The organism is Stenotrophomonas sp. P2112 (assembly GCF_041897515.1).
Taxonomy (GTDB): domain Bacteria; phylum Pseudomonadota; class Gammaproteobacteria; order Xanthomonadales; family Xanthomonadaceae; genus Stenotrophomonas; species Stenotrophomonas sepilia.
On the sequence record NZ_CP169216.1, the window covers coordinates 2601959 to 2625568 of the forward strand.

The window sequence follows — 23610 nt, forward strand, 5'->3', positions numbered from 1 at the left end:
GGTCAGGCCTTCAGCACCTCCACCCTGTACGAGGTCACATCGCCATCGTGCTCGATGATGAGCCCGTGCACATCCGACTCGAAGCCCGGGAAACGCGCATTCTGTTCACGGGCAATACGCAGTGACTGGATGATCGGCTCGTCGCTGTCGCCGAATCGCTCGCCCGGCATGATGGTCGGAATGCCCGGCGGATACGGCACCAGCATGGTCGCCGCGACGCGACCACTGAGCTGCTCGATGTCGACCCGCTCGATCTCGCCCTTCACCAGGTGGTTGTAGGCATCGGCCGGGGTCATCACCGGCGTTGGCAGATCCACGTACATCTCGCGCATCACCTTGGCGACCTCGAATTCCTGGTTGAACGCGTGCAATGCATCGCACAGGTCACGCAGTCCCCAGCCAGCGTAGGCAATCGGATAGTCCGCCGCCAGCGTCGGCAATGCCTGGCTCAACGGCGCGTTGCAGTCGTACAGCTCCTTGAAGGCCATCAGCTCGGTGACCAGCGTGCTCCACTTGCCCTTGGTGATGCCCATCGAGAACAGGAACAGCACCGAATACAGGTTGGTCTTCTCCACAGTGATGCCGCGGCCCCACAGGAACTTGCTCAGCACCGCCGCCGGAATGCCCAGCTTGCCCATGCTGCCGTCCATCGCCAGGCCCGGGGTCAGCAGGGTCACTTTGATCGGGTCGATCAGCACGTAGTCATCGACCAGATTCTCGAAGCCGTGCCAGTGCGCATCCGGCTGCAGGTACCACTCCTCGCGCTTGGCCACCAGCGGAGCCGGCGTATCGCCCTTGTCCAGGCTGCGCTCGACCTTGGTCGGCTGCCACACACTGAACCACCAATCGTCGCGCCCGAGGTCGTCACGCACGTGCAGCATCGCGCGGCGGAAGGCGATCGCCTCGTCATGCATTTCCTGCACCAGCGAACGGCCGGCCTCGCCCTCCATCATCTTCGAGGCCACGTCACAGGCCGCGATCACCCCATAATGCGGGCTGGTCGAGGTGTGCATCATGAACGACTCGTTGAAGCGCTCGGCATCCAGGTCGCGCTGCGCCGAGTTGCGTACGTGGATCATCGACGCCTGCGAGAACGCGGCCAGCAACTTGTGGGTGGAATGCGTGGTGAAGATGATCGCATCCTGCTCGCGCGGCTTGCCCTTGGCCATGCCGTAGTGGTTCTCATAGAACGGATGGAACGCGGCGTAGGCGTACCAGGCTTCGTCGAAGTGCAGGAAGTCGACCGCGCTGCCGATTTCGTCGGCGATCTTCTCGGCGTTGTAGCACAGGCCGTCGTAGGTCGAGTTGGTCACCACCGCAATGCGCGGCTTGGAACCGGCCTTGTAGGCCTGGCTGGCCAGCGGGTTGACGGCGATGCGCTGCTGCAGCGATTCCGGTGTGAACTGATCCAGGCTGATCGGGCCGATGATGCCGTGTGCGTTGCGGCTTGGGGTGAAGTACACCGGCACCGCGCCGGTCATGATCAGCGCGTGCAGCAGCGACTTGTGGCAGTTGCGGTCGACGAACACCACGTCGCCGCGGGCCACCGTGCCATGCCAGACGATCTTGTTGGCGGTGGAGGTGCCATTGGTGACGAAGAAGGTATGGTCGGCACCGAAGTTGCGCGCCGCCTCTTCCTCGGCATCCTTGATCGGGCCGGTGTGATCCAGCAGTGAGCCCAGCTCCGGCACCGAGATCGACAGATCGCTGCGCAGGGTGTTCTCGCCGTAGAACTGGTGGAACGCACGGCCGACCGGCGACTTGGTGAATGCCACGCCGCCTGCATGGCCCGGCGTATGCCAGGAGTAGTTCGACTCTGCCGCATGATGGATCAGCGCCTTGAAGAACGGCGGCAAGAGATTCTTCATGTAGTCTTCGGCCGCGCGCATCACCTGCCGCGAGATGAAGCTCTTGGTGTCTTCAAACAGGAAGATGAAGCCGTGGATGTACTTGAGCAGCTTGCTCGGCACCTTTTCGATGGTGCGGCGCTCGCCGTACAGGAACACCGGCAGGTTGGCGCGGCGCGCACTCTGCTCGCGCAGGAAGGCGGTGAGGCGTTGGAACTCGCCATCCACCTCTTCGCTGCCATCGATCGAGATCAGCACCGCCGAGGCCGCCACGTAGGTACGGGCTCCGGCACGCGCATCATCCAGGTTCAGCCCGCACAGCACCCGCTGGTCGTTGCTGCGCAGCTCTTCCACCAGGGCGCGGATCAGGATGCCGCCGATGCGCGGCGACTCGTAGTCGTTGTCGATGACAATGACCGGGTAGTCCAGGGACTTGAAGTACACGTTGATTCTCCTTGTCGAACTCAGGAACGCTGGGCGCCGGCGCTGATGGCCGATGCCTCGCGGGCGCGCTGCCGCTGCTGACGGCGCTCCTCGCTGAAGAAGGGATAGAACACGGTGATGAACAGCACGAACAGGAAGGCGTACTGCACGATGGTTCCCGACGAGCCGTAGATCGCCCACAGGCAGTACACGACGGTCAGGCTGGTGAGGGTCCAGAACGCACCGGTATGGACCAGGGTGTGCGAACGCTCGACCACGAAGTAGCAGGCCACGCACGAGTAGATGTAGGGCAGCAGGGTCAGCACCACGGCCGCCGACGTGATCACGTCGAACTGGGCCGACGCGGTTTCCGAGGTGGACGTCACCAGCACCGCCAGGGTCATCAGCACCGCCACGATCAGCACGCCCTTGACCGGCACGTCGTCCTTGTTGGTCTTGCTGAAGATGCTCGGGAACAGGCCATCATCCGAGGCCGCCTTGGCACTCTGCGCGGTCAGCAGGATCCAGCCACCCAGCGAACCGGCGGCGCCGATGAAGGCGCACAGGCTGACCAGCGCGCCGCCCCAGCCGCCGACCGCCTTGGCCGCCGCCAGCGCGAACGGCGCGTCGGAGGTCTGCAGCTCGCCATTGGGCACCATGCCCATGATCACTGAGGAACTGGCGATGTAGGCGATGGCAGCCAGGAACACACCGGCCAGAGTGGCACGGGCCACGTTCTTCTCCGGGTTCTCGACCACGCCAGCCGTGACCGAAGCCGATTCGACACCGATGAAAGCCCACAGGGTCAGTGCCGCGGCACTGGAGATCGCACCGAAGTTGGACTCACCGGACACGTTGTAGGCGCCCTTGAAAATGTCGGCATCGAAGAAGAACCAGCCGAAAATGGCGATGCCCAGGATCGGCACCAGCGCGAAACTGGTGGTGACCGTCTGCACACGGCTGACGAAGGCCGGGCCGATCACGTTGGCAAAGCTCAGCGCCCACACCAGGATCAGCACCGCGATGCAGCGCACCAGCGGCTCGGACAGGATCGGGAAGAAGTAGCTGAAGTAGCCCACCGCGGCAATCGGTATGGCAACGTTGCCGATCCAGTTGGCGAACCAGTAGATGGTATTGGTCTGGAAGCCCATGTAAGGCCCGAACCAGTCACGCGCATAGGCATACGGACCGCCCGCCTTCGGCGCCAGCTTGCCCAGCTTGGCGAATACGAAGGCCAGCAACAGCGCACCGGCCGTGGTGATCAGCCAGCCCCAGATCGATGCGGTACCGATCTTGGCCAGGCTGGACGGCAACAGGAACACGCCTGAGCCCATCATGTTGCCGGCGACGAGGAAGGTGGCTCCGACCACCCCGATTTTCTTTGCTTCTGCCATGACAATCTCCTGTACTGGCATGAGCCCGGTGCGGCCGGGCGTGGGGACGGTTGCGCTGGCGTAACGCCGCTGGCGCTTATTTGATGAAGTTGTATTGCAGGCTGCCCTGCACCCGGACCGTGTCGCCGCGCGCGCCGCCCTGCTGTTCCAGGCGGCCGTACAGCAGCTCCATGCCCATCGTCCACGACGGCGCCGGGCTCCAGATCAGGTTGAACACGCCGTATCGGCTCTGCCGGAAGGCGTCGGCAGCGAGTGCCGCGTTCCGCTCCAGGGTCAGCTGGCCGAAGATCAGGTTCGAACGCCATAGCTCGGACCAGTAATGCGTGTAGCCGACGAAGCCGCCGTGCAGGTCCAGCGCGTCGAGACGGCCATCGGCACCGACCACCGCGTCCAGCCCGGAGCCGGTCAGGTCCGCGGTGTAGCGGCTGAGGCCGCGCCCGCCGAGCGCGCCGAACAGCAACAGATCGCGCTCGCCTACCGATGCCGAGCCACTGAACTGCAGGCCGCCGGCCATGCGCCGGTCGCGCTCGCCCTCACCGTCATAGGCCAGGCTGCGCGCCACCGCGCCCAGCTGAAGATGGCCCCAGTCACGCTCCATGCGTGCGGTCACGGTCACATCCGGCAGCCGGTTCACTGCGGCCCGTTCATCACTGGCACCGGCCAGTTCGGTCTTGGGGTCTTCGGCGGCCAGCGTCAGGGTGTTGCCCTTGCCCATCGCGAAGCTGTGGTGGATGCCGGCCACCAGCAGATAGCCGGCGCCGCCGGGACCGGCGAAGTCGAGCGTGTCGGGCAGGCTGTCCGGGTCCATGAAACTGGAGTAACCGTAGCCGGCATAGGTATTGCCAAGCTGGCCATACGCGTGGCGCAGGCGGAACGCGTAGCCATCGCTGCTGCCGAAGAAATCATTCTCCAGGTAGAAGCGCAGGTTGCCGTGCGTGGTCGGGCGCCGCGCCTCGAAGCTGAAGCGGGTCTGCTTGGCGTGGATGTTGAAATTGGAAACATCGCGATGGCTGCCGCCCACCGGCATCGACGAAGGGATGAACTGATCCTCGTCACCGGCCGCACGCGAATCTGCAATCGCATCGAGCTTGGCATAGCCGCCAATGCGGATCACCGTGTCAGTACCTGGAATGGCAAAGAAGCCCTTCAGATCCGGGTCGGTCGGCCCAGCAGCGCTGTCGGGACGCGAGGCCGCCGTTGAGGGATCGGCCACCGATTCGCGCTGCGGCAGCACCGGTTGCGCCACACCCGGCACCTGGGTGGGATGCAGCAGGTTGGCGCTGCTGCCAGGTGGTGTCACCGGCGCCGCTACCTGCGCAGCGGCCGCGACAGCGCCCTCGCGTTGTTCGAGCTGATCCAGGCGCTTCTGCATGCCCTCCAGTGCCTGCCGCATGGCAGCGATTTCCTGGCGCAATGCGTGCGCATCCTCCTGGCCATTCTGCTGCGCAGATGCTGGCGTGACCGCCAGCGCGGTCAGGCAGGCCAGACTCAGTACCGCAAAGCGCATTGCATCCTCCCTGGACGAACATTCGCAGCGCACTGACGGCGCGCGCGCAGGCGCAGCTCCGACGTTGCGTTGCCGTTGCTGGAAATGCGGGTACTGCGTCGACGACACCGGCCAGCCTGCGCGTGGCAGGCAACAGGACGATGACACTGCCCCGCCCGTACCGATATCGACGCCATCAGGGCCGCACTGCCGGAGAGGTGGCGACCGCAGCAGTCTGGGTAACAACCAAGGAGTGAGAACGTCGTGAATGGCTGTGCCGACTGCCCCGGTTCAGGGCGTGTCAGGCGCGGCATCCCTGGCGCGTTGACGCTGTATTCCATGCGTCACAGGCTAGTCCGCCTGTCGTTTTTGGCCTTGATTGGAATCAAGGCGCGATGCTTGATGTCAGTCACGATTCAGACGTGACGACGAACAGGTGGTGCGCAGCCTGCATCACCCGCACAAGTGACGAAACGCAACAGGCCCGCATGCTGCCATGCGGGCCTGTGGTGTCGCATCACGACATGGGTGCCGATCAGCGTGGGCCCAGCACCGTCTGCAGGTCAGCGCCCTGTGGCAGGCCGGCGCGACGCTGCACCTGGCCCTGTGCATCCTGGAACAGGATGCCCGGCGTGCCCTGGAAGCCCATTTCAATCATCAGCACCTGGTTGGCGTCGAGCTTGGCGGCGATCTCGCGGCTGATGCTCGGCAGGGCCTTGATGCCACCACGGTCGAACTGGTGTTCGTTTTCCAGCAAGGCCGCACTCGGGTCACGCGCAGACAGGATGGCCGCAGCCTTGGCCGGGCTGTCCTCGCGAATCACGCCGACCATGATGTGGCGCAACTGCACCTTGCCGGCGTCGACCCACGGACGCGCCGCTTCCCAGAACTTGTGGCAGTACGGGCAGTTGGCATCACTGAAGGTATAGACCACGCGCGGCGCATCGGCCTTGCCGTCACGCACCCAGGCACTGGCCTCCAGCTTGGTCCACATCTTGGCCGACATCGGTGCTGAAACCAGCTTCTCCACCGCCTCGGCGGCCACGTCGTTGCCCTCGGCATCGAACAGGCTGCCTACCAGCACATGCTTGCCGTCGGCGGTGACATAGGCTGCGGCCGGTTGCTGCCCACCCACCACGCCAGCGAATCCACGCAGGCCACCCGGTGCATCGAACTCGGCAACGACTTCAAAACCGTGCTTCTCGATGCCTTTCAGCACTGCGGGGCGCTCGCCCTTGGCCGCTGGGGCCTGAGCGCTCGCTGCCGGCGCTGCCGTTGCCTTGCCTGGCGGGGTCTGGGCCTGACTGCAGGCGGCCAATGCCAGCATGACCGGCAGCAACAGCACCGCCGAAGCGATGCGCAGGGAAGTCGACAACATGGGAACTCCGTAGTGAGATGCCCGCGCAGGCTACCGCAGCCGGCGCAGTTTGTGTTCAAGACCCGCCGCCGTCAGTTCGCCAAGGTGCAGTTCACGCAGGCGGCCTTCGGCGTCGAAGAACAGCGTCGATGGATAGGCCTGTACACCCAGCACGGTTGACGCCGAGGCGGTATCGTCCAGCAATACATTGCCCAGCCGGAGCTGTTCGGATGCGATGAAACCCTTCACTTCGTCCAGGGTTTCTCCCTGGTTGAGGAACACGAACTGCACGTCAGTGTGGGTCTGCTGTGCGGATGCCAGTACCGGCATCTCGCGACGGCAGGGACCACACCAGCTGGCCCAGAGATTCAGCACTACCGGTTTGCCACGGAACTGCTGCAGATCGATCCTGCGCCCCTGCAGATCGGCCACCTGTGCCGCCGGCAGCGGCATCCGCTGCTCCTGCCATGTTGCCAGCAGGTGGCTGCCCGCCGCCCACAGCACCACACCCACCAGCGCCCCCGCCAACACCGGCGCACGTAACGCGCGCCACAACCGCAGCCGCCAGGTGCCCCACGCCAGGCCCGCAACCAGCACGACTGCAAGGTGATACCCACCGTCGGCGATCTGCAGGATGCTCCAGGGGGCCTCACGGTAGAGCGCGAAGTTCAAGGCCACGAAGCTGATGCGTCCACACAGCAGGCCGATCAGCAACATGTCCAGGACCAGGCTGGCCCCGGAAGGCACTGCCATCCCGTCCTTCGGCCGCGGCCACAGGTGTGCCACCGCCATGGCCAGCAGCACGCACATCAGGATCAGCACCACCGGCATCGGCACCGGTCCAACACTCGACATCAACCCACCTGTCACATCATCTCGTTGCCTGCATGGTCAAAGCGTCGCGCCCAGGTTGCAAGTGCGACGCCCACCGCAGGCTTCAGGCCGCGCTGCGCGGCATCTGCATGCCAGGCGCCGGTTGCAGCCCGCGCAGGCTGCCCGCCACCGACGACAACAGCGGTCGTTCGCGCCGATTGTTGTTGACCTGCCGGCGATAGTTGGCCGGCGTCATTCCGACAATGCGCAGGAACAGGCGGCGGAATGCGCTCTGGTCTGCATAGCCCACGCCCCAGGCCACTTCATCGATACCCGCCCCCTGCTGCAGCAATGTCTGCGCCTTGGCGATACGCAACCGCTGGCAATACTCGATCGGACGCAGGCCGGTGGCCTTCAGGAAGCGCCGCTGCAGAGTCCGCGGTTCCAGTCCGGAAACCTCGCAGATCGCTCCGAGCGTGGCCCCACGCGCAGCGGTGGTATGCAGCCAGCGTTGCGCCTTCAGTACGTCGCGATCGCCGTGGGCGAAGTTGGCACTGAAACGCTCCAGATCCTGCTGGATCGCCGCGGGCACCGTGATCCCCAACTGCTGCGCCACGGAACTCGCTACGCCCTGGCCGTGCAGCCGGTACAGCAGCCGCAGGGCGAGGAAGCGCCAGGCCTGGGAACCGGCCACTGTCAGCAGATCACCGTCGTCGACCAGCGCGCGCTCACTGGGCACCCAGCTGGCCGACTGCCCCTGCAGGCCCGGATGGCGCCCGAGGTCCGGCCCACTGACGGTGCGCCCGGCAAGCAGACCCGCGCGTGCCAGCATGCTGACACCATCGCTGGCAGCTGCCAGCAGACTGCCGCCATCGTAATGCGCGCGCAGCCAATCCAGCAGGACCTCATCGGCGCGCAGGCAGACGCCTTGACTGATCTGGCCAGGCACGGCGATCACGGCGGGAATGTCCGCCTCGAGCATCTCCGCGCCGGCAATGCGATGCACGCCGGTCTGGCTGGCTGGCACGACCCAGCGGGTCACCAGGACACGCTTGAACGGGCGACGCTGCTGCTGGGCAAGCCGGTTGGCGACGTGTGCCATTTCGGTCAGCACCGAGGCCGCCGACGGGTCCCCTCCCGGGTACTCGACCACCGCGACCTCTACGAATCCCTCGTTCCTGAATCCTTCCACAGAGCATCTCCTCGGTTCGTTGCAGGCCATCCAGCGGCCGGTTCAGGCGCAGGGTAGGAACTGCCACGACGGCGGGGCTATGAAGAAAGTTGCAAAGTGCGCTGAATGCGCCGTCAGCGACGGGAGCTTGACCCTGGACCTGACTCCAGGCTTCAGAATGACCGGCAGCATCCGCAGGAATCCGCCATGAACATTGGTCAACTGGCGCGCCAGGCCGGCGTACCGATCGATACCGTGCGCTACTACGAGCGCCAGCAGTTGCTGCCCACCGCGGCACGCTCGGCCGGGGGCTACCGCATCTTCGGTGAGCAGGACCTGCGCCGGCTGCGCTTCATCCGCCGCGCCAAGACGCTGGGCTTCAGCCTGGAACAAATCGCCGAACTGCTGGCACTCAGTGATCGCCATCCGCAGGACATGGGCAGCGTGCGCGACGCGGCGCAAGCCCGACTGCAGGACATCGCGCAGCGCATGGCTGAACTGCAACGCATGCACAGCGCGCTCTCGCAGCTGGTCGACGCCTGCCCCGGCCACGGCACCCTGGATCAGTGCCCGATCCTGGCGGCGCTGACCGACGGCGCCGACTGAGTACGTGCGATCGTCGCCCCCCTCGCAACGCACGTGAAGAAAAGTGCAACAAATGCTTGCCAACCCTCTGGGGCAAGGCTATTATTTCGCTCCTCAGCGACGTGGGGCCATAGCTCAGCTGGGAGAGCGCCTGCATGGCATGCAGGAGGTCAGCGGTTCGATCCCGCTTGGCTCCACCAATCTTTCGGCATTAGGCCGTCGAAAGGTCGCTAAAGAACATTGATGAGAATTGCGTCCCCATCGTCTAGAGGCCTAGGACATCACCCTTTCACGGTGGCGACCGGGGTTCGAATCCCCGTGGGGACGCCACTCATCACGAACAACGAGGACCCGGCCGATAACCGGGTCTTTTTTGTTCACCGCCTACCGGCATTCAGGTTGTGGCGTTGCGGTTCCCCTGCCCTTGGTGGCGAAGGTTGAACCGGGACGAAAAAAGTTCGAAAAAAGCTTCCACAAACGTGAACACGCAGGTATGATAGGCGGCTCGGTAACACGGGGCCATAGCTCAGCTGGGAGAGCGCCTGCATGGCATGCAGGAGGTCAGCGGTTCGATCCCGCTTGGCTCCACCACTTTCGACATTAGGCCGTCGAAAGTTCTACAACTTGAAGTTTTTCGTGCGTCCCCATCGTCTAGAGGCCTAGGACATCACCCTTTCACGGTGGCGACCGGGGTTCGAATCCCCGTGGGGACGCCAGTTTCAAAACGGACTCTGCTCCTGGCAGATATCCAGAGTTTCATGGGGCCATAGCTCAGCTGGGAGAGCGCCTGCATGGCATGCAGGAGGTCAGCGGTTCGATCCCGCTTGGCTCCACCACTTCGACATTAGGCCGTCGAAGGATCTACAACTTGAAGTTTTCGTGCGTCCCCATCGTCTAGAGGCCTAGGACATCACCCTTTCACGGTGGCGACCGGGGTTCGAATCCCCGTGGGGACGCCAATTCTTGAAAACCCCGGCTTCGGCCGGGGTTTTTCTTTGCCCGCGATCTGCCATCAAACCGCCCTGCGCGTAGATGACTTCACCCCGCCCACGGCTCAGAACCGCCGATACATCCCGATCGATGCCGGCGCAGTCGGTGCGAAACCAAACTGTGCATACAGCCGATGCGCCTCGCCATCGGCCAGCAGGCTGACGTAAGCCGACGGCGGCAGGTTGGCCTGCATCCAGCCGTCCAGCCGCCGCATCACTTCCTTGCCCAGGCCCTGCCCCTGCAAACGCGGCAGCACCGCGATATCACAGACCTGCAGGTGGCAGCCGCCATCGCCGACGATACGGCCCATCGCCACAAGTTCTGCACCCTGGTAAGCGCACACGCCGAACAACGTATTGGGCAGCGCGCGGGCGGCTGCTTCGCGGGACTTGGCGCTGAGGCCTGCGAGCACGCGCAACTGGCAGTAGTCCTCGACCGTGGGTACGGCTTCGCGGAACTGGCAGGTGATGGAACCATTCATGCGGCATCTCCGGATGGGTCGGGCTATCCTGCCGCATCCACGTCGCAGCCGCTGCGACCCAGGCCCAAAAAGTCCCATGTGCTATTCCGCCCTGATCCGCGCTGACTACGCCAAGCTGGTACGCGAGTTCGGCGCCATCCTGTCGCTGGAGGACTTCGCCGAGCTGTACGCACACGATCCGGGCAAGAAGCGGCCGAAGACCCCGAAGGCGATGGATGACGGATTCGCCGGTGCGCGTACCGAACAGGGGCGGGACATCGTGGTGAAGATCCAGCAATGGCATGCGCAGGAGCAACAGGCACTGGAGGCCGAACTGGCCCGGCAACGCGAACGACGCGATATTGCCCATGCCACGCTGGCCACCCGGCCCACGCAGAAGGCGCGCAACGACCTGCGCGTGGCCGGCAACCGCATCGAGCGCGCACAGGCCCGGCTGGAAGACCTGCATCGGGTGCAGCTGCTGCCGCGTGACAACCGCATTTTCCCCGGCACCTACGCACCGGTGATGGTCAGCGAGAACGGCCAGCGCGTGATCAGGCCGATGCGCTACCAGTGCCGGCTGCCGGACAAGCCGGCGCGCAACGACGTGCTTTACCCCGGCACCTACAATGCGCGGCGCGACAGCCTGGAAGGTTACTGGCGGGGTGCGTTCGGACTGCGCCATGGCGTGGTGGTGGTACAGGCGTTCTACGAGCACGTGCCCCGCCACGCCATCGCCGGCCGCACCCTCGGTGCCGACGAAAAGGAACAGGACGTGGTACTCGAATTCCGTCCCGATCCGCCGCGCGACCTGCTGCTGGCCTGCCTCTGGGCAGAATGGGAAGGACCGGAAGGCCGCCTGCTGTCGTTTGCCACGATCACCGACGCACCGCCCAGCGACGTCGCCGCTGCCGGGCATGACCGCGGCGTAGTGCCGATCCGCAAGGAACACCTCGACGCCTGGCTCAACCCCGAACCGGATGACCTGGCGCGCCAGTACCGCATCCTCGACGACCGCGAGGAGATCCGTTACGTGTACAAGGAAGCGGGCTGAGCGCCGGACGCAATTGAAAAACCCCGCCTGGGCGGGGTTCCTGGATCAGGGGTTGCCGCCGAACATCGCAGACGCGAGCATTCACCCCCCGGCAGTATCCCCTGCAGGTCCGTGGCGGACGGCTCAGGCCTTGACGCTGGAGCGACCCACCGCACGCGCCAGCGCGCGTGACAGATCGGCCGACAGGTAGGGCTTGACCAGCAACAGGCCGGCCAACATCGGTGTTGGCAGCTGCTCGGCCAGCGTTCCGGTGGCCAGCACGAACGGAATGCCACGTGCCGAAAGCGCTGCAGCCACCGGTTCACTGGTCTCGTTGCGGGCCAGCCGGTAGTCCAGCAGGGCCACGTCCGGGGTGCTCTGCTCCAGCAGCTGCAGGGCTTCGGACACGCTCGCTGCAAGCCCGACCACAGTCGCGCCGGCATGCACCAACTGCATCTGCAGCAGGGCCGCACTCATTTCGTCGTTCTCGACCACCAGCACCCTCAGGTCCTGCAACACTGTCATCGGCTACCGCTCCTGGAGGCAATTGCACGCTGGGAGTATAGCTATCAAGGGGCCAATGCCGACAGGAACCGCCCTCATAGGCCCTCCTACTATGCATCGCCTGCCGACCTCGGTTACACTCGCACGCTGCCTGCCGGTGTGGCGGAATGGTATACGCAGCTGACTCAAAATCAGCCGGGGGTGACCCCATGAAGGTTCGAGTCCTTTCACCGGCACCACTGCATCAAAGGCCAGGTCCATGACCTGGCTTTTTGCATTTCCCGGGTCCGAGCGCCCGACACTGGCAAGCATGCCCCAGCATGCCCTGCCCGCGCGCTGCCCCTCCTGCGGGCGTCCGACGCCGTCGCCCGGTCCCACTACTTCTCGCTGCCAGGCGTGATCGAGCACACCAGCTGGGGCGACGTTTCCGAACGGGCGATGGCGCTGCAGATCGCCCGCCATCTGCCTGACGTATCCGATCAGCGCCGGGCGCTGGGACGCCAACAACCTGCAGGCGGCTGCCGCGGTCCTCGACGGCTGCCCGCAACGCGGTGATGACCTGCTGGCCCGCGACGGCGGCGAGGAATTCATCGCCGCCCTGCGAGCGCCTGCGCGCCGCCGTGGAAGCCACCGCGCTGCCCGCCGCTGAGGCCCATGTGACCATCAGCATCGGCGTAGCCTGGCAGGTTGCACATGAGCAGGCCGCCCAACAAGGCCGGGGAACAGCACTCCGACCGCCGGGCCTAGACCGCGCGCAGCACCGCCCCACCGTGCAGGTGCCCGGCCCCGCCCTGCACCCGGAAGCTGGCCACCGTCTGCAGCAGCTGCGCCGACTGCTCTTCCATGCTGCGCGCTGCGGCCGAGGCTTCCTCGACCAGCGCGGCGTTCTGCTGGGTGCCCTGATCGATCAGATCGACGGCATGATTCATCTGCTGAATGTCGTCGCTCTGCTGCTGCGCGGCCGTGCTGATCTCGGACATCAGATCACTGACACGGCGCACATTGACCACGATCTCGTCCATGGTGCGTCCGGCGCTCTCAACCTGCGCGGTACCGGCGCCGACATTGGCCACCGACGCATCGATCAGCTGCTTGATCTCCTTCGCGGCACTGGCCGAGCGCTGCGACAGTTCGCGGATCTCGGTGGCGACCACGGCGAAGCCACGCCCGTGTTCGCCCGCACGCGCTGCTTCCACCGCCGCGTTCAACGCAAGGATGTTGGTCTGGAAAGCAATGCCGTCGATCACGCCGATGATGTCGACGATGCGCCGCGAGGACGCGTTGATCACGGCCATGGTCTCGACCACTTCGTGCACCACGTTGCCACCGCGGGCAGCGACATCAGCAGCACCACCGGCCAGCTGACTGGCCTGCCGTGCGTTGGTCGCGGTGCGCTGCACGGTCTCGGCCAGGCCCTTCATCGACACCGCGGTCTCCTCCAGCGACGCGGCCTGCTGCTCGGTGCGCTGCGACAGATCGCTGTTGCCCTGCGCGATCTCGGTGGCACCGACGGCGATGGTGTCGGCGGCGAACTTGATCTGGGCGATGATCGCGGCCATCGCCTCCACCAACGAATTCACGCCTTCGCACAGCTCGGCGATCGGCCCGTTCTTGTCGGCAGTGGCCACGCGCCGGGTCAGGTCGCCCTCCTTCGCGGCCGCCACCACTTCACGGGTCTGCGCCACGGCACGTTGCATGGCCTGGTTCTCATGCACCTGCGCGGTGATGTCGGTGGCGTACTTGACCACCTTGAACGGCTTTCCGTTGAGATCCAGGATCGGGTTGTAGGACGCCTGGATCCAGACCTCGCGCCCGCCCTTGCCGAGGCGCCGGTACTGGCCGGCATCGTATTCGCCACGGCCGAGCTTCTCCCAGAACTGGCGATACTCGGCACTGCCACGATACTCGGGCTCGACGAACAGCGAGTGGTGCTGGCCACGCACGTCGTCCAGGCTGTAGCCGGTGGCGGCCAGGAAGTTGTCGTTGGCCGAAAGGATGCGGCCGTCCATGCCGAACTCGATCACCGCCTGCGACTTGTCGATCGCCGCCAGCTGCCCGGCCGAGTCGGCTGCCTGCAGCTTCTGCGCAGTGATGTCGGTGGCGAACTTGACCACCTTGTATGGCCGCCCCTGCCGGTCCAGCACCGGGTTGTACGAGGCCTGGATCCAGATCTCGCGCTGGCCCTTGCCGAAGCGCCGGTACTGGCCAGCGTCATATTCGCCACGCCCCAGCCGCGCCCAGAACTCGTGGTACTCGGCGCTGCGCGCCTGCTCGGGATCGACGAACAGGGAATGATGCTTTCCCTGGATCTCCTCCAGCCGGTAGCCCATCGCCTGCAGGAAGTTGTCATTGGCCTGCAGGATGGTGCCATCGAGGGCGAACTCGATGACCGCCTGGACCCGGTGCAGCGCCGCGACCTGGGCTTCCAGCTCGGCACGGCCATCGGACACGGCCTCGGCGCCGGTGCGGTGCTGGGGAGCCAGCGCGCCCAGCAGGGCACGCCACGGCGACCAACGGGTATGCAGCTCGGCCGGCGCCTGCGCGCCCGCCGTGAAGCCTGGAATGAGCATTGTCTGATCCTCGGTGTCCGGTAAGCGGTTGCGACCCGACGGGCGGGATGCCCGGCGGCAACTTCAGGTGCCAGGGACTACAGGTGCCAACCGGCACCTCTCGAGCGACTGCCACGAACGTCTGCTGCGGGTGCGATCGGCATCTGGGAGCGGCGGAACACACAGCGCGGGCCGCCCATCGGGGACGGCCTGGGGTACTGAGGCGGGTGACTGGAGCGGGATCCAGAGGGAGTATCGGCGAGGCGATCGGTGGCTTTAGCCGGATTACGCGACGTCCGTCGCAACTTCAGATGCGGCTGCAGGGACGCGGTAGACAATCGCGATGTACTTCACATTCTGCTCACGCTCGGCGGGGCACGGGGTGTCGTCACGGAACATATCGCGCGTTGCCGCCGTCACTGGGCATAGCCTTGCCCGGCACGCCGATGCAGTTCAAGCCCAAAAGGTTTGCATGACCAACGGGCGATTCCATGGCAGGTGAAAATGGCCAGCATGCAGCGAACCGCAGGACGCTCACTGACACGGAGATCGCATGTTCCCACGCTTGGCCAGCTTCCTGATCCTGGGCCTGTGCAGTACCGGCGCCCTCGCTGCCGATGCCACCTATCGGCCCGCCTTCCAGCCGGACCAGCTGAAGGGGCCGCCTGCAGGGCGACCGAACGAGGTACTGGTACTGGGCACCGCCCACCTGTCCGGCCTGCCCAAGTCCTTCCAGCCCGCCTTGCTTGAACCGTTGCTGCAGCGACTGGTCGCCTGGAAGCCCGGGCTGATCGCCACCGAAGACCTGTCCGGCCTCCAGTGCGATTCCATGCGTCGCTACCCGGAACGCTATGCGGAGAGCGTGGCCACCTACTGCTTCGACACCACCGCTGCGCAGGCTGCCACCGGCCTGGACGTGCCTTCAGCGAACGCCCAGGCCGAGCGCCTGCTTGCGACCTGGCCGGACGAGCCGACGCCCGCCCAGCGTCGTCGGCTCGCCGCATTGTTCCTGGCTGCGGGCGAACGCGGGTCGGCGCAGGTGCAATGGCTGCGCCTGCCTGCGTCCGAGCGCAAAGCCGGCGATGGGCTGACGCCGGCCCTGGTCGAGATCCTCCGCAAAGGCCTGGTCCGCCGCAATGAAACCAGCCTGATCGCCGCCGTCGTTGCCGCCCGCCTCGGGCATGAACGGCTGTGGGCCGTGGACGACCACACGGCCGATTCTCCCACACCGGCGGAGGATAAGGCGGCGGCCAGTGCAGCCATCACCGGTGCCTGGAACAATACGTACTTGCGGGCGCGACGGGAGGCCGATGAACGCCTCGTGGCCAATCTGGACAAGCCCGGTGGCGTCATGGCGCTGTATCGGGATTACAACAGCCCGGCGGCAGCGATGGCAGCGTACCAGAGCGACTTCGGCGCGACGCTCGTCGAGCCGTCCTCCAAGGCGTTCGGCCGGATGTATGTCGGTTACTGGGAAACCCGCAACCTGCGCATGGTCGCCAACATCCGCGACGTGCTGGGCCTGCACCCTGGCAGCCGAATGCTGGCCATCGTCGGTGCCTCGCACAAGGGCTACTACGAGGCCTACCTCAATCAGATGCACGACGTGCAGCTGGTCAGTACGGACGCAGTACTGCGTTGACCAGGATAGGTGCCGGCCATGCGCTGGCACTATCCTGCAAGGCCCGTCTGCAGGTGCCGACATGCTGAAAGTGATCGCCGAGGATTTCATCCATCCCGATGCCGTGGATACCGTGCTTCCCCTGTACCGCGAGCTGGTCGCATGCACGCAGCGAGAGCCGCTCTGCCTCGGCTATGAACTGTTCGTCGACCAGAGGGACCCCGGGCATTTCGTCTTCATCGAGCAATGGCCGGACCGCGACGCACTGGATATCCATTGCGCCAGCGAGCACTTCCAGCGTCTGGTGCCTCAGATCAACGCGTTCCAGCGCGCACCGTGCCGGGTCCTGCTGATGGACGCCGCACGGGTGTAGTGCCGGAAGCGAGACGCCCGCCGACGCTGCGGCCATGCCGCCACAGCAACAGGCAGGCTGCAACCGTGCACGCCAGGCTCAGGACCAGCAGCGCGACCGCGCCTTGCTGCAGCACGGGCAACAACGCCTGCGCGTACGGGTCGCCGCGCAGCTGTTCGGCGCGCAGGCAGGTGGCCAGCGCCAGGCACCAGCCGATCAGGGCCGGAATGAACATGCGCACCGCAACCGGGTTCCAGGCATTCATGGGTTCACCTGCTTGAGTGGAGATGCGCGCAGTATTCGCGCGCGTCCTCTCACAGGCTGAGATCAGTCCTGGGCGGCATCGGCATCGTCGCCTGGAAGCCCCGACAGCTCGCCCTGCACCTGCACGTTGTTGCGCCCCAGCGCCTTGGCCCGGTAGCACTGTGCATCGGCAGCGGCCACTGCCTGGTCCACGCTCATGCCCCCCGCCAGGGGCGCGATGCCGATGCTGGCACCGACCCGCAGCCGGTGCTGATCCCATGGAATGGACAGCGCTGACAGGGTCTGCAGGAGCTCACCGCCGATCCGTGCGGCACGACGCGGCGTACACCCGGACAGGATCACCGCGAACTCGTCGCCGCCCAGCCGCGCCACCACGTCCGAATCACGCACACCATGTCGCAGCACACTGGCCACCGCCCACAGCACGGCATCGCCGGCCAGGTGGCCCCAGGTGTCGTTGACCGGCTTGAAGCGGTCCAGATCGATGTACATCAGCGAGGCGGCCTGCCCGGTGCGCTCGACGCGGGTGATCGCCTGCTGCAGGTGCACCTCGAAACCGCGGCGGTTGCTCAGTTCGGTGAGTGGATCGATCTCGGCCAGGTGGCGGGCTTCGCGCTGCCGCGCCCGCTGCTGGGTGTCGTCGCGCAGCACCCACACCGCGCCGCGCACATGGCCTTCGTCATCGCGCAGCCAGGCCCGCGTCAGATCCACCGGCACCGTTGCCGTGCCCAGGCGCAGCAGCAGGTCGGCATGCAGGTCCACCGCGTTGCTTTCCGGGTCCAGGAGTACCTGCACATCCAGCACCGAGCCGGGCGCGTACTCGGTGGTCAGCGCCAGCACGTCCTGCACCCTGTGCCCGGCCAGCGACAGCGCGCCATCACCGGCCAGGGTGCGTACCGCGGCCGCGTTGGCATAGTCGATGCGGCCGTCAAGGTTGACGCTGAGCACCAGGTCGGCCACCGCATCCAGGGTGATGCGACTGCGCTGTTCGCTCTCGAACAGGCGTTGCTCACTGCTGCGCTGGGCGGTGATGTCCTGGATCTGCGACACGAAATGCAGTGGCTGGCCATGCTCGCTGCGCACCAGCGACACTGACAGCCGCGCCCAGATGATGCGGCCGTCGCGGTCGAGATAGCGCTTTTCAAGGTGGTAATGGCTGCGCCGTCCGGCCAGCAGGTCCTGCACCAGGGCCAGGTCGGTCTGCAGGTCATCGGGATGGGTCAGGCGCTGGAAGTCGACCTGCAGCAGCTCTTCGCGCGGGTAACCCAGGATCCGGCACAGCGCATCATTGACGTCCAGCCAACGCCCCTCCAGCGACACCAGCGCCATGCCCAACGCCGCCGACGTGAATGCACCGGCGAACTTCTCCGCCGACAGCCGCGCCTCAGCCCGTGCCTGCAGGATCTCGGTGATGTCGATGGCCATGCCGACGTAGCCGATGCGTGCGCCATCGGCACCTTCCATGCGGCTGATCGACAGGCGCACCTGGCGTGGCAGGCCCTCCTTGCGCAGCAACGTCCACTGCCGCGAGTAGGTCTGCCCGTCAGCGCGAGCACTGAGCGCTTCGAACACGTCGGGAAGGTTGCCCTCGGCATCGGCCAACGGCTCCAGCCAGGCTTTCAGTTCCTCCGGATCGTGGAACGCATCGAGCCGGCGCTGGCCGACCACCTCCGCTGCGCTGTAGCCCAGCAGGCGCTCCGCACCCGTGTTGAACAGGGTGATGGTGCCATCGGTATCGGTGGCGATCACCGCTACCTCATCGGACGCATCGACCACGGCCTGCAGGCGTTGCCGGGTCTCGGCCGCGTCCTGCCTCGCCTGCTGCAGCTCGGTGACGTCAGCATGCGCGCCGGCCATCCACAGCGGCTTGCCCTGCCCATCCCATTCGAAGACCCGCCCGCGGTCCTGGATCCAGATCCACTGCCCGTTCTTGTGGCGCATGCGCAGCAGGCAGGCGTAGTTGTCGCTGCGGCCTTCGAAATGCTCATCCAGCGCCGCATCGGACAGCGCGATGTCATCGGGATGGACCAGCTTCAGGAACGTCTTCTGGCAGATGGGTTGCAGCTCTTCCAGGCGGTAGCCGACGATCTCAGCCCAGCGCGCGTTGACCCGCATCTCGCCGGTCTGCACGTTCCATTCCCAGGTTCCCGCGGCGGTACCGTCGATGATCATCGCCAGGCGGCGACGCTCTTCCGCCAGCTCCTGCAGGCGGCGCTCCAGCAGTCCATTGCCGTGGGTGCCCTGGCCCGGCATCAATCCGGTCCCCTGCCGGCACGGGCAGGCGCCGACCGCAGCGGAACGCTGCGGCCTGCAACGAAGATGGCGGGTCGTGCTGGCGTCATGGCCCTCCCCAGCAACAGCGGGGTGGCCGGACGCCTCCCCTCAAGCGCAAGTGTGCGCAATCACGGGGAAAATCGACAAGTCCCCCGCCACGAATCAAGTGTGACGGGGAACGCGGTCCTCAACTGCGCTTGGCGCGGGCGAAGGCCTCGGCCAGGGCGTTGTTGGCCGGCGGCGCGGGCGCGGCGGGACGGCTGCCATTGCCTTGGCCCCGGTTCGGCCCGCGGTTCTGGCCGCCTGCATCGCGGCGCGGACCCTGCCCATGGCCGCGCTCATCACGCTGGCCCGGGCGGCTGGTCGCTTGCCCGGGGGTATCGTCCAGGCGCCGGGTCAGGGCGATGCGCTTGCGCGCCACGTCCACCTCCAGCACCTTCACCTTGACGATATCACCGGCCTTGACCACGTCGCGCGGGTCCTTCACGAACGTATCGGAAAGCGCCGAGATGTGGATCAGGCCGTCCTGGTGCACACCGATATCGACGAAGGCACCGAAGGCCGCCACGTTGCTGACCACACCCTCGAGCACCATGCCCTCGCGCAGGTCCTTGATGTCCTCGACGCCCTCGGCGAAGCGTGCCGCCTTGAACTCGGGACGTGGGTCTCGGCCCGGCTTCTCCAGTTCCTTGAGGATGTCACGCACGGTCGGCACGCCGAAGGTGGCATCGGTGAACTGCTCGGCCTTCAGGCCGCGCAGGAAGCTGCCATCACCGATCAGCGCCTTGATCGGGCGCGCGGTGCTGGCCACGATGCGCTCGACCACCGGGTAGGCTTCCGGGTGTACCGCCGAAGCATCCAGCGGCTCATCACCGTCGGCAATGCGCAGGAAGCCCGCGCACTGTTCAAAGGTCTTCTCGCCCAGGCGCGCGACCTTCAGCAGGTCCTTGCGGCGCTTGAACGGGCCGTTCGCATCACGGTGGCGCACGATGTTCTCGGCCACCGTGGCCGACAGGCCGGACACCCGCGACAACAGTGCAGCCGAAGCGGTGTTCACGTACACGCCCACCGCGTTCACGCAGTCCTCCACGCGGGCATCCAGCGCGCGCGCCAGGCGGTACTGGTCCACATCGTGCTGGTACTGGCCGACACCGATCGCCTTGGGTTCGATCTTCACCAGTTCGGCCAGCGGGTCCTGCAGGCGGCGGGCGATCGACACCGCCCCACGTAGCGACACGTCCAGCTCCGGGAACTCCCTGGCCGCGAACTCGGACGCCGAATACACCGACGCCCCGGCCTCGCTGACCACTGCCTTCTGCAGCTTCGGGTTGGCAGCGGCCTTGATCGCTTCACCAGCCAGCTTGTCGGTTTCGCGGCTGGCGGTGCCGTTGCCGATCGCGATCAGTTCCACGTTGTGCTTGGCGCACAGCTGCTTGATCGTCTGCAGCGACTGCTCCCACTGGCGACGAGGCTCGTGCGGGTAGATGGTGTCGGTGGCGACCAGCTTGCCGGTGGCATCGACCACGGCGATCTTGCAGCCGGTGCGGATGCCCGGGTCCAGTCCGAGCACGGTCTTCGGGCCGGCGGGTGCCGCCAGCAACAGGTCCTTCAGGTTGTCGCCGAACACCGCGATGGCTTCGGCTTCGGCCTTTTCGCGGGCCTGGTTGAACAGGTCCAGCAGCAGATGGGTGTGCAGCTTGGCGCGCCAGGTCAGCCGGCACGCATCCAGCAGCCAGCGGTCGGCGGCGCGGCCCTGGTCGGCGATGCCGGCCTTGCGCGCCACGCGTCCTTCGGCGTACTGATGGCCAGCCTCGGCATCGCTGCCCGGGTCCAGTTCCAGGAGCAGGATCTCCTCGCGGCGCGCACGGAACAGTGCCAGCAAGCGATGCGACGGAATCTTCGCCAGCGCCTCGGCATGCTCGAAGTAGTCGCGGTACTTGGCGCCCTCGGTTTCCTTGCCCTCGGCGACGCGGGCACGGATCACCCCGTTCTCGCCCAGCCAGGTGCGCAGTTCACCGACCAGCGCGGCGTCTTCGCCCCAGCGCTCCATCAGGATCGCGCGCGCGCCTTCCAACGCGGCCTTGGTGTCGGCTACGCCCTTGTCGGCGTCGACGAAGGTGGCCGCGAACGTCTGCGGGTCCTGCGTCGGGTCGGCCAGCAGGCCATCGGCCAACGGCTCCAGGCCGGCCTCGCGGGCGATCTGCGCACGGGTGCGGCGCTTGGGCTTGTACGGCAGGTACAGGTCTTCCAGCCGGCTCTTGGTGTCGGCCGCCAGGATGTCATTGCGCAGCTCGTCACTGAGCTTGCCCTGCTCGCCGATGCTGGCCAGCACCGCCGCACGGCGGTCCTCCAGCTCGCGCAGGTAGGTCAGCCGGGTTTCCAGGTTGCGCAGCTGGGTGTCGTCCAGGCCACCGGTCACTTCCTTGCGGTAGCGCGCGATGAACGGAACGCTGGCGCCTTCGTCGAGCAGGCCGACTGCGGCGCGTACCTGGGCGGACTGGGCACCGATTTCGTCGGCGATGGTCTGGGCGATCTGCTGGGCGAGCGCGCTCTGGGCGTTCTTGGCGTCGTGCATTGCTTCAGGTCTGTGCCGCGTTTCGGGAAGCCCCCATTCTGGCAATCCGCGACGGAGCCGGACAAGGCATTGACAGGGGGCGAGGTTCAGCGGCGAAGCCGGATTGGACGCCGGCATCCTGGCAAAGAGCGGGCTCGGACTGGCCCGGGGCTGGGATGCCGGCGCGGGCGCGCGATGGTGGGCGCGCCCTGCCGCGTGTTGCGACGGTCAGCGGTAGTGGCGGGCGGCGCGCTGCATGACGATGTCGTCACGCATGCCTTCCAGGGCCATCAGGCGGACCTTGCCGACACCCTGCAGTTCCATGAACCGCTCCGTGTAGAACTCCGGCCCCAGCGCGGTGTCGGCGCGGGATTTGCTGAAGCCGTAGGGCACCACGCCCTTCTCGCCATCCTTGCTACCACCGACATAAAGAACGATTGCCATGTGATGTATTCCTCCAAATTGCTACTGCGTACTGCGCTCGATGAGCGATGCTGCGAGCTCATCAAGGAAGAGCTTACCGCGTCGAACCTGACTGGAACGTCACGAAGGCTAATGACGATCGGTTGCATGCAGATGACTGCGGGATCGCAGCAGAATGCTTACGGATCTTTAACTTCCGGCTAACGAATCGGTGGGGGATTCCCGCCAACGGCGCAGCCCCTCGTGGGTGGTTTGGTTGGTCGCGGAAAGCCGGTTTCCTGTGGGCTGGCCGGGAGGGTGGGTAGGCCGGGGACGCCGTGAACCCAACCCGACCGACCAGCGCGAGGGTTTTGCATTTGACAACCAGGCATCACCACCCACGAGGGGCTGCGCCGTTGGCTGGAAACTACGGCCACCAACCACGCCCGAACCGGGCGAAATGATCGGCCGCGCGTTCGAACGGATTGCGTGCACTCACCCCGCCGCACAGCAGGTACACCGGCAGGTACAGCGGCCCCAGCACCATGTACTGGTAAACGTGCGCGCGCTCGTGGTCGTCCAGCCGGATCAGCGGCTCCACGCCCCACCCCGCCTGATGCGCATAGGTCCGGCAGCAGATGCCGAGGTCATGGCCGGTATGCAGGATCACGTTGCCCAGGGTGATCGCACCGCCCGGCCCCCACGGCCAGTGATCGAACACCACGGCGCAGTCCCGCCCGCTCCATCGCAGCGTCGCGCCGCCAAGCATGCCGGCCAAGCCGCCGATCAGGCCGATCAGTGTGTTGGGCAGCGTCCATGCGGCGCCCAGCATCTGCAGCGCGCGCAGCCAGAGCGGCCAGGATCGAGCGGCGGTGTTCAATCCGCCTCGTTCGGAATCAGCAGCCACAGGATCAGGTAGATCAGAATGCCGGGGAAGGCGGCCGAGCCGATCGATACCAGCACGAACACGATCCGCACCAGGGTGGGGTTCCAGCCGAAGCGATGGGCAATGCCGCCCATCACGCCGGCAATCATGCGGTCGTTCAATGAACGCGACAGCGTCTTGGGCGTGGTGTTCACGGCGGTGTCTCCTCGGCTTGCGGGCAGAATCAGTCGAGCACGCCGCGACTCTACACCGCCTCCGTGTCTACGGCGTGCGGAGACGCAGCGCCTGCAGGCGCGCACCGAACCAGGCGGCCGCGGTCTGTTCAGGCTGCCCCGGGCACTGGATGCGGTAAGGCTTCCCGCTCATGCTGCTCTGGCTGGCGGCGCGCTCGATGAACTGCTCGGCGCTGTCCACCATGTCCTTCTTCAGCAGGTAGTCGTACTTGCGCTGCAGATGGGCGCGCGCATCGCTGCCGTCGTACCAGCTGCCATTGCGCTGGAACCGGCACTGCGAGCCGTCCAGGCTGGAGATCAGCTGGGCGATCTCCCGGCGTGCATCGGCACTGGGTGCGGCGTGGACAAGTGGTGCTGCCAGCAGTGGCGCAAGAATCAACAAAGTCCGGTACGTCATCATCCCCCCAGGTCA

General features: G+C 66.1%; 20 protein-coding genes, 7 tRNA genes and 1 pseudogene. 12 read left to right on the forward strand and 16 right to left on the reverse strand.

The window, feature by feature from the left end:
• Positions 1-2 precede the first annotated feature (2 nt).
• The 6 genes from ACEPA4_RS12080 to ACEPA4_RS12105 form a co-directional block, all read right to left on the reverse strand.
• Positions 3-2291, reverse strand: coding sequence for an Orn/Lys/Arg decarboxylase N-terminal domain-containing protein (locus tag ACEPA4_RS12080; RefSeq protein ID WP_065178511.1), 2289 nt, complete (start codon positions 2289-2291; stop codon positions 3-5).
• Positions 2292-2311: 20 nt separating this feature from the next.
• On the reverse strand, positions 2312-3664 hold the full coding sequence (gene adiC, locus ACEPA4_RS12085) for an arginine/agmatine antiporter (RefSeq protein WP_005410068.1): 1353 nt from the start codon (positions 3662-3664) through the stop codon (positions 2312-2314).
• A gap of 76 nt (positions 3665-3740) precedes the next feature.
• Positions 3741-5171, reverse strand: coding sequence for a DcaP family trimeric outer membrane transporter (locus ACEPA4_RS12090; RefSeq protein ID WP_065185757.1), 1431 nt, complete (start codon positions 5169-5171; stop codon positions 3741-3743).
• Between the two features lie 514 nt (positions 5172-5685).
• Positions 5686-6528, reverse strand: coding sequence for a thiol:disulfide interchange protein DsbG (dsbG, locus tag ACEPA4_RS12095; RefSeq protein ID WP_065185758.1), 843 nt, complete (start codon positions 6526-6528; stop codon positions 5686-5688).
• A 30-nt stretch (positions 6529-6558) separates the two neighbouring features.
• Positions 6559-7362: a redoxin family protein gene (locus ACEPA4_RS12100; protein WP_164093404.1), complete on the reverse strand. Its 804-nt coding sequence runs from the start codon at positions 7360-7362 to the stop codon at positions 6559-6561.
• Positions 7363-7444: 82 nt separating this feature from the next.
• Positions 7445-8512, reverse strand: coding sequence for a GlxA family transcriptional regulator (locus ACEPA4_RS12105; RefSeq protein ID WP_049415382.1), 1068 nt, complete (start codon positions 8510-8512; stop codon positions 7445-7447).
• Positions 8513-8698: 186 nt separating this feature from the next.
• Between ACEPA4_RS12105 and ACEPA4_RS12110 the strand changes: the two genes are divergently transcribed.
• From ACEPA4_RS12110 to ACEPA4_RS12140, 7 genes are all read left to right on the forward strand, one after another.
• Positions 8699-9097: a heavy metal-responsive transcriptional regulator gene (locus ACEPA4_RS12110; protein ID WP_049415383.1), complete on the forward strand. Its 399-nt coding sequence runs from the start codon at positions 8699-8701 to the stop codon at positions 9095-9097.
• A 103-nt stretch (positions 9098-9200) separates the two neighbouring features.
• Positions 9201-9276 (forward strand) — tRNA-Ala (locus ACEPA4_RS12115).
• A 54-nt stretch (positions 9277-9330) separates the two neighbouring features.
• Positions 9331-9406: transfer RNA gene (locus ACEPA4_RS12120), tRNA-Glu, on the forward strand.
• Positions 9407-9591: 185 nt separating this feature from the next.
• A tRNA-Ala gene (locus ACEPA4_RS12125) sits at positions 9592-9667 on the forward strand.
• Positions 9668-9716: 49 nt separating this feature from the next.
• Positions 9717-9792: transfer RNA gene (locus tag ACEPA4_RS12130), tRNA-Glu, on the forward strand.
• Between the two features lie 44 nt (positions 9793-9836).
• Positions 9837-9912 (forward strand) — tRNA-Ala (locus ACEPA4_RS12135).
• Positions 9913-9959: 47 nt separating this feature from the next.
• Positions 9960-10035, forward strand: a tRNA-Glu gene (locus tag ACEPA4_RS12140).
• A 95-nt stretch (positions 10036-10130) separates the two neighbouring features.
• On the opposite strand, the gene ACEPA4_RS12145 is transcribed toward ACEPA4_RS12140, so the two are convergent.
• The gene (locus ACEPA4_RS12145) at positions 10131-10547 is read right to left on the reverse strand and encodes a GNAT family N-acetyltransferase (RefSeq protein ID WP_053500686.1); all 417 of its coding nucleotides are present in this window, start codon (positions 10545-10547) and stop codon (positions 10131-10133) included.
• 76 nt (positions 10548-10623) lie between these two features.
• On the opposite strand from ACEPA4_RS12145, the gene ACEPA4_RS12150 reads away from it, so the two are divergent.
• The gene (locus ACEPA4_RS12150) at positions 10624-11580 is read left to right on the forward strand and encodes an SOS response-associated peptidase family protein (RefSeq protein ID WP_164230174.1); all 957 of its coding nucleotides are present in this window, start codon (positions 10624-10626) and stop codon (positions 11578-11580) included.
• Between the two features lie 123 nt (positions 11581-11703).
• Here the strand turns inward: ACEPA4_RS12150 and ACEPA4_RS12155 are convergent, their stop codons facing one another.
• Entirely contained in the window at positions 11704-12084 is a 381-nt protein-coding gene (locus ACEPA4_RS12155; RefSeq protein WP_005417125.1) for a response regulator, read from the reverse strand.
• A gap of 132 nt (positions 12085-12216) precedes the next feature.
• Here ACEPA4_RS12155 and ACEPA4_RS12160 point away from each other — a divergent pair.
• Positions 12217-12302: transfer RNA gene (locus tag ACEPA4_RS12160), tRNA-Leu, on the forward strand.
• Positions 12303-12571: 269 nt separating this feature from the next.
• Positions 12572-12779 (forward strand): annotated as a pseudogene (locus ACEPA4_RS12165) (GGDEF domain-containing protein); the annotation flags it as partial.
• 27 nt (positions 12780-12806) lie between these two features.
• On the opposite strand, the gene ACEPA4_RS12170 reads toward ACEPA4_RS12165, so the two are convergent.
• Entirely contained in the window at positions 12807-14633 is a 1827-nt protein-coding gene (locus ACEPA4_RS12170) for a methyl-accepting chemotaxis protein (protein ID WP_164230176.1), read from the reverse strand.
• A 532-nt stretch (positions 14634-15165) separates the two neighbouring features.
• On the opposite strand from ACEPA4_RS12170, the gene ACEPA4_RS12175 reads away from it, so the two are divergent.
• Together ACEPA4_RS12175 and ACEPA4_RS12180 are read left to right on the forward strand one after the other, a co-directional pair.
• Positions 15166-16254 carry a DUF5694 domain-containing protein gene (locus ACEPA4_RS12175; protein WP_139727279.1) on the forward strand — a complete coding sequence of 363 codons (1089 nt, stop codon included), beginning with the start codon at positions 15166-15168 and terminating at the stop codon, positions 16252-16254.
• A 61-nt stretch (positions 16255-16315) separates the two neighbouring features.
• Positions 16316-16606, forward strand: coding sequence for a putative quinol monooxygenase (locus ACEPA4_RS12180; protein ID WP_053500696.1), 291 nt, complete (start codon positions 16316-16318; stop codon positions 16604-16606).
• Here the strand turns inward: ACEPA4_RS12180 and ACEPA4_RS12185 are convergent.
• From ACEPA4_RS12185 to ACEPA4_RS12215, 7 genes are all read right to left on the reverse strand, one after another.
• The gene (locus tag ACEPA4_RS12185) at positions 16548-16850 is read right to left on the reverse strand and encodes a hypothetical protein (protein WP_032954271.1); all 303 of its coding nucleotides are present in this window, start codon (positions 16848-16850) and stop codon (positions 16548-16550) included. The genes ACEPA4_RS12180 and ACEPA4_RS12185 overlap by 59 nt on opposite strands.
• 62 nt (positions 16851-16912) lie before the next feature.
• Complete coding sequence (locus ACEPA4_RS12190) at positions 16913-19102, reverse strand: PAS domain S-box protein (protein WP_065178518.1); 2190 nt, start codon at positions 19100-19102, stop codon at positions 16913-16915.
• 208 nt (positions 19103-19310) lie between these two features.
• Positions 19311-21698, reverse strand: coding sequence for a Tex family protein (locus ACEPA4_RS12195; RefSeq protein WP_164093401.1), 2388 nt, complete (start codon positions 21696-21698; stop codon positions 19311-19313).
• Between the two features lie 207 nt (positions 21699-21905).
• Entirely contained in the window at positions 21906-22121 is a 216-nt protein-coding gene (locus ACEPA4_RS12200; protein WP_005417149.1) for a hypothetical protein, read from the reverse strand.
• A 385-nt stretch (positions 22122-22506) separates the two neighbouring features.
• Positions 22507-22911, reverse strand: coding sequence for a hypothetical protein (locus ACEPA4_RS12205; RefSeq protein WP_088123871.1), 405 nt, complete (start codon positions 22909-22911; stop codon positions 22507-22509).
• A gap of 44 nt (positions 22912-22955) precedes the next feature.
• Positions 22956-23114, reverse strand: coding sequence for a PspC domain-containing protein (locus tag ACEPA4_RS12210; RefSeq protein ID WP_194430536.1), 159 nt, complete (start codon positions 23112-23114; stop codon positions 22956-22958).
• Positions 23115-23226: 112 nt separating this feature from the next.
• A complete protein-coding gene (locus ACEPA4_RS12215; RefSeq protein ID WP_139727283.1) occupies positions 23227-23595 on the reverse strand; it encodes a YfeK family protein in 369 nt (122 codons plus the stop codon).
• Positions 23596-23610: the final 15 nt, after the last annotated feature.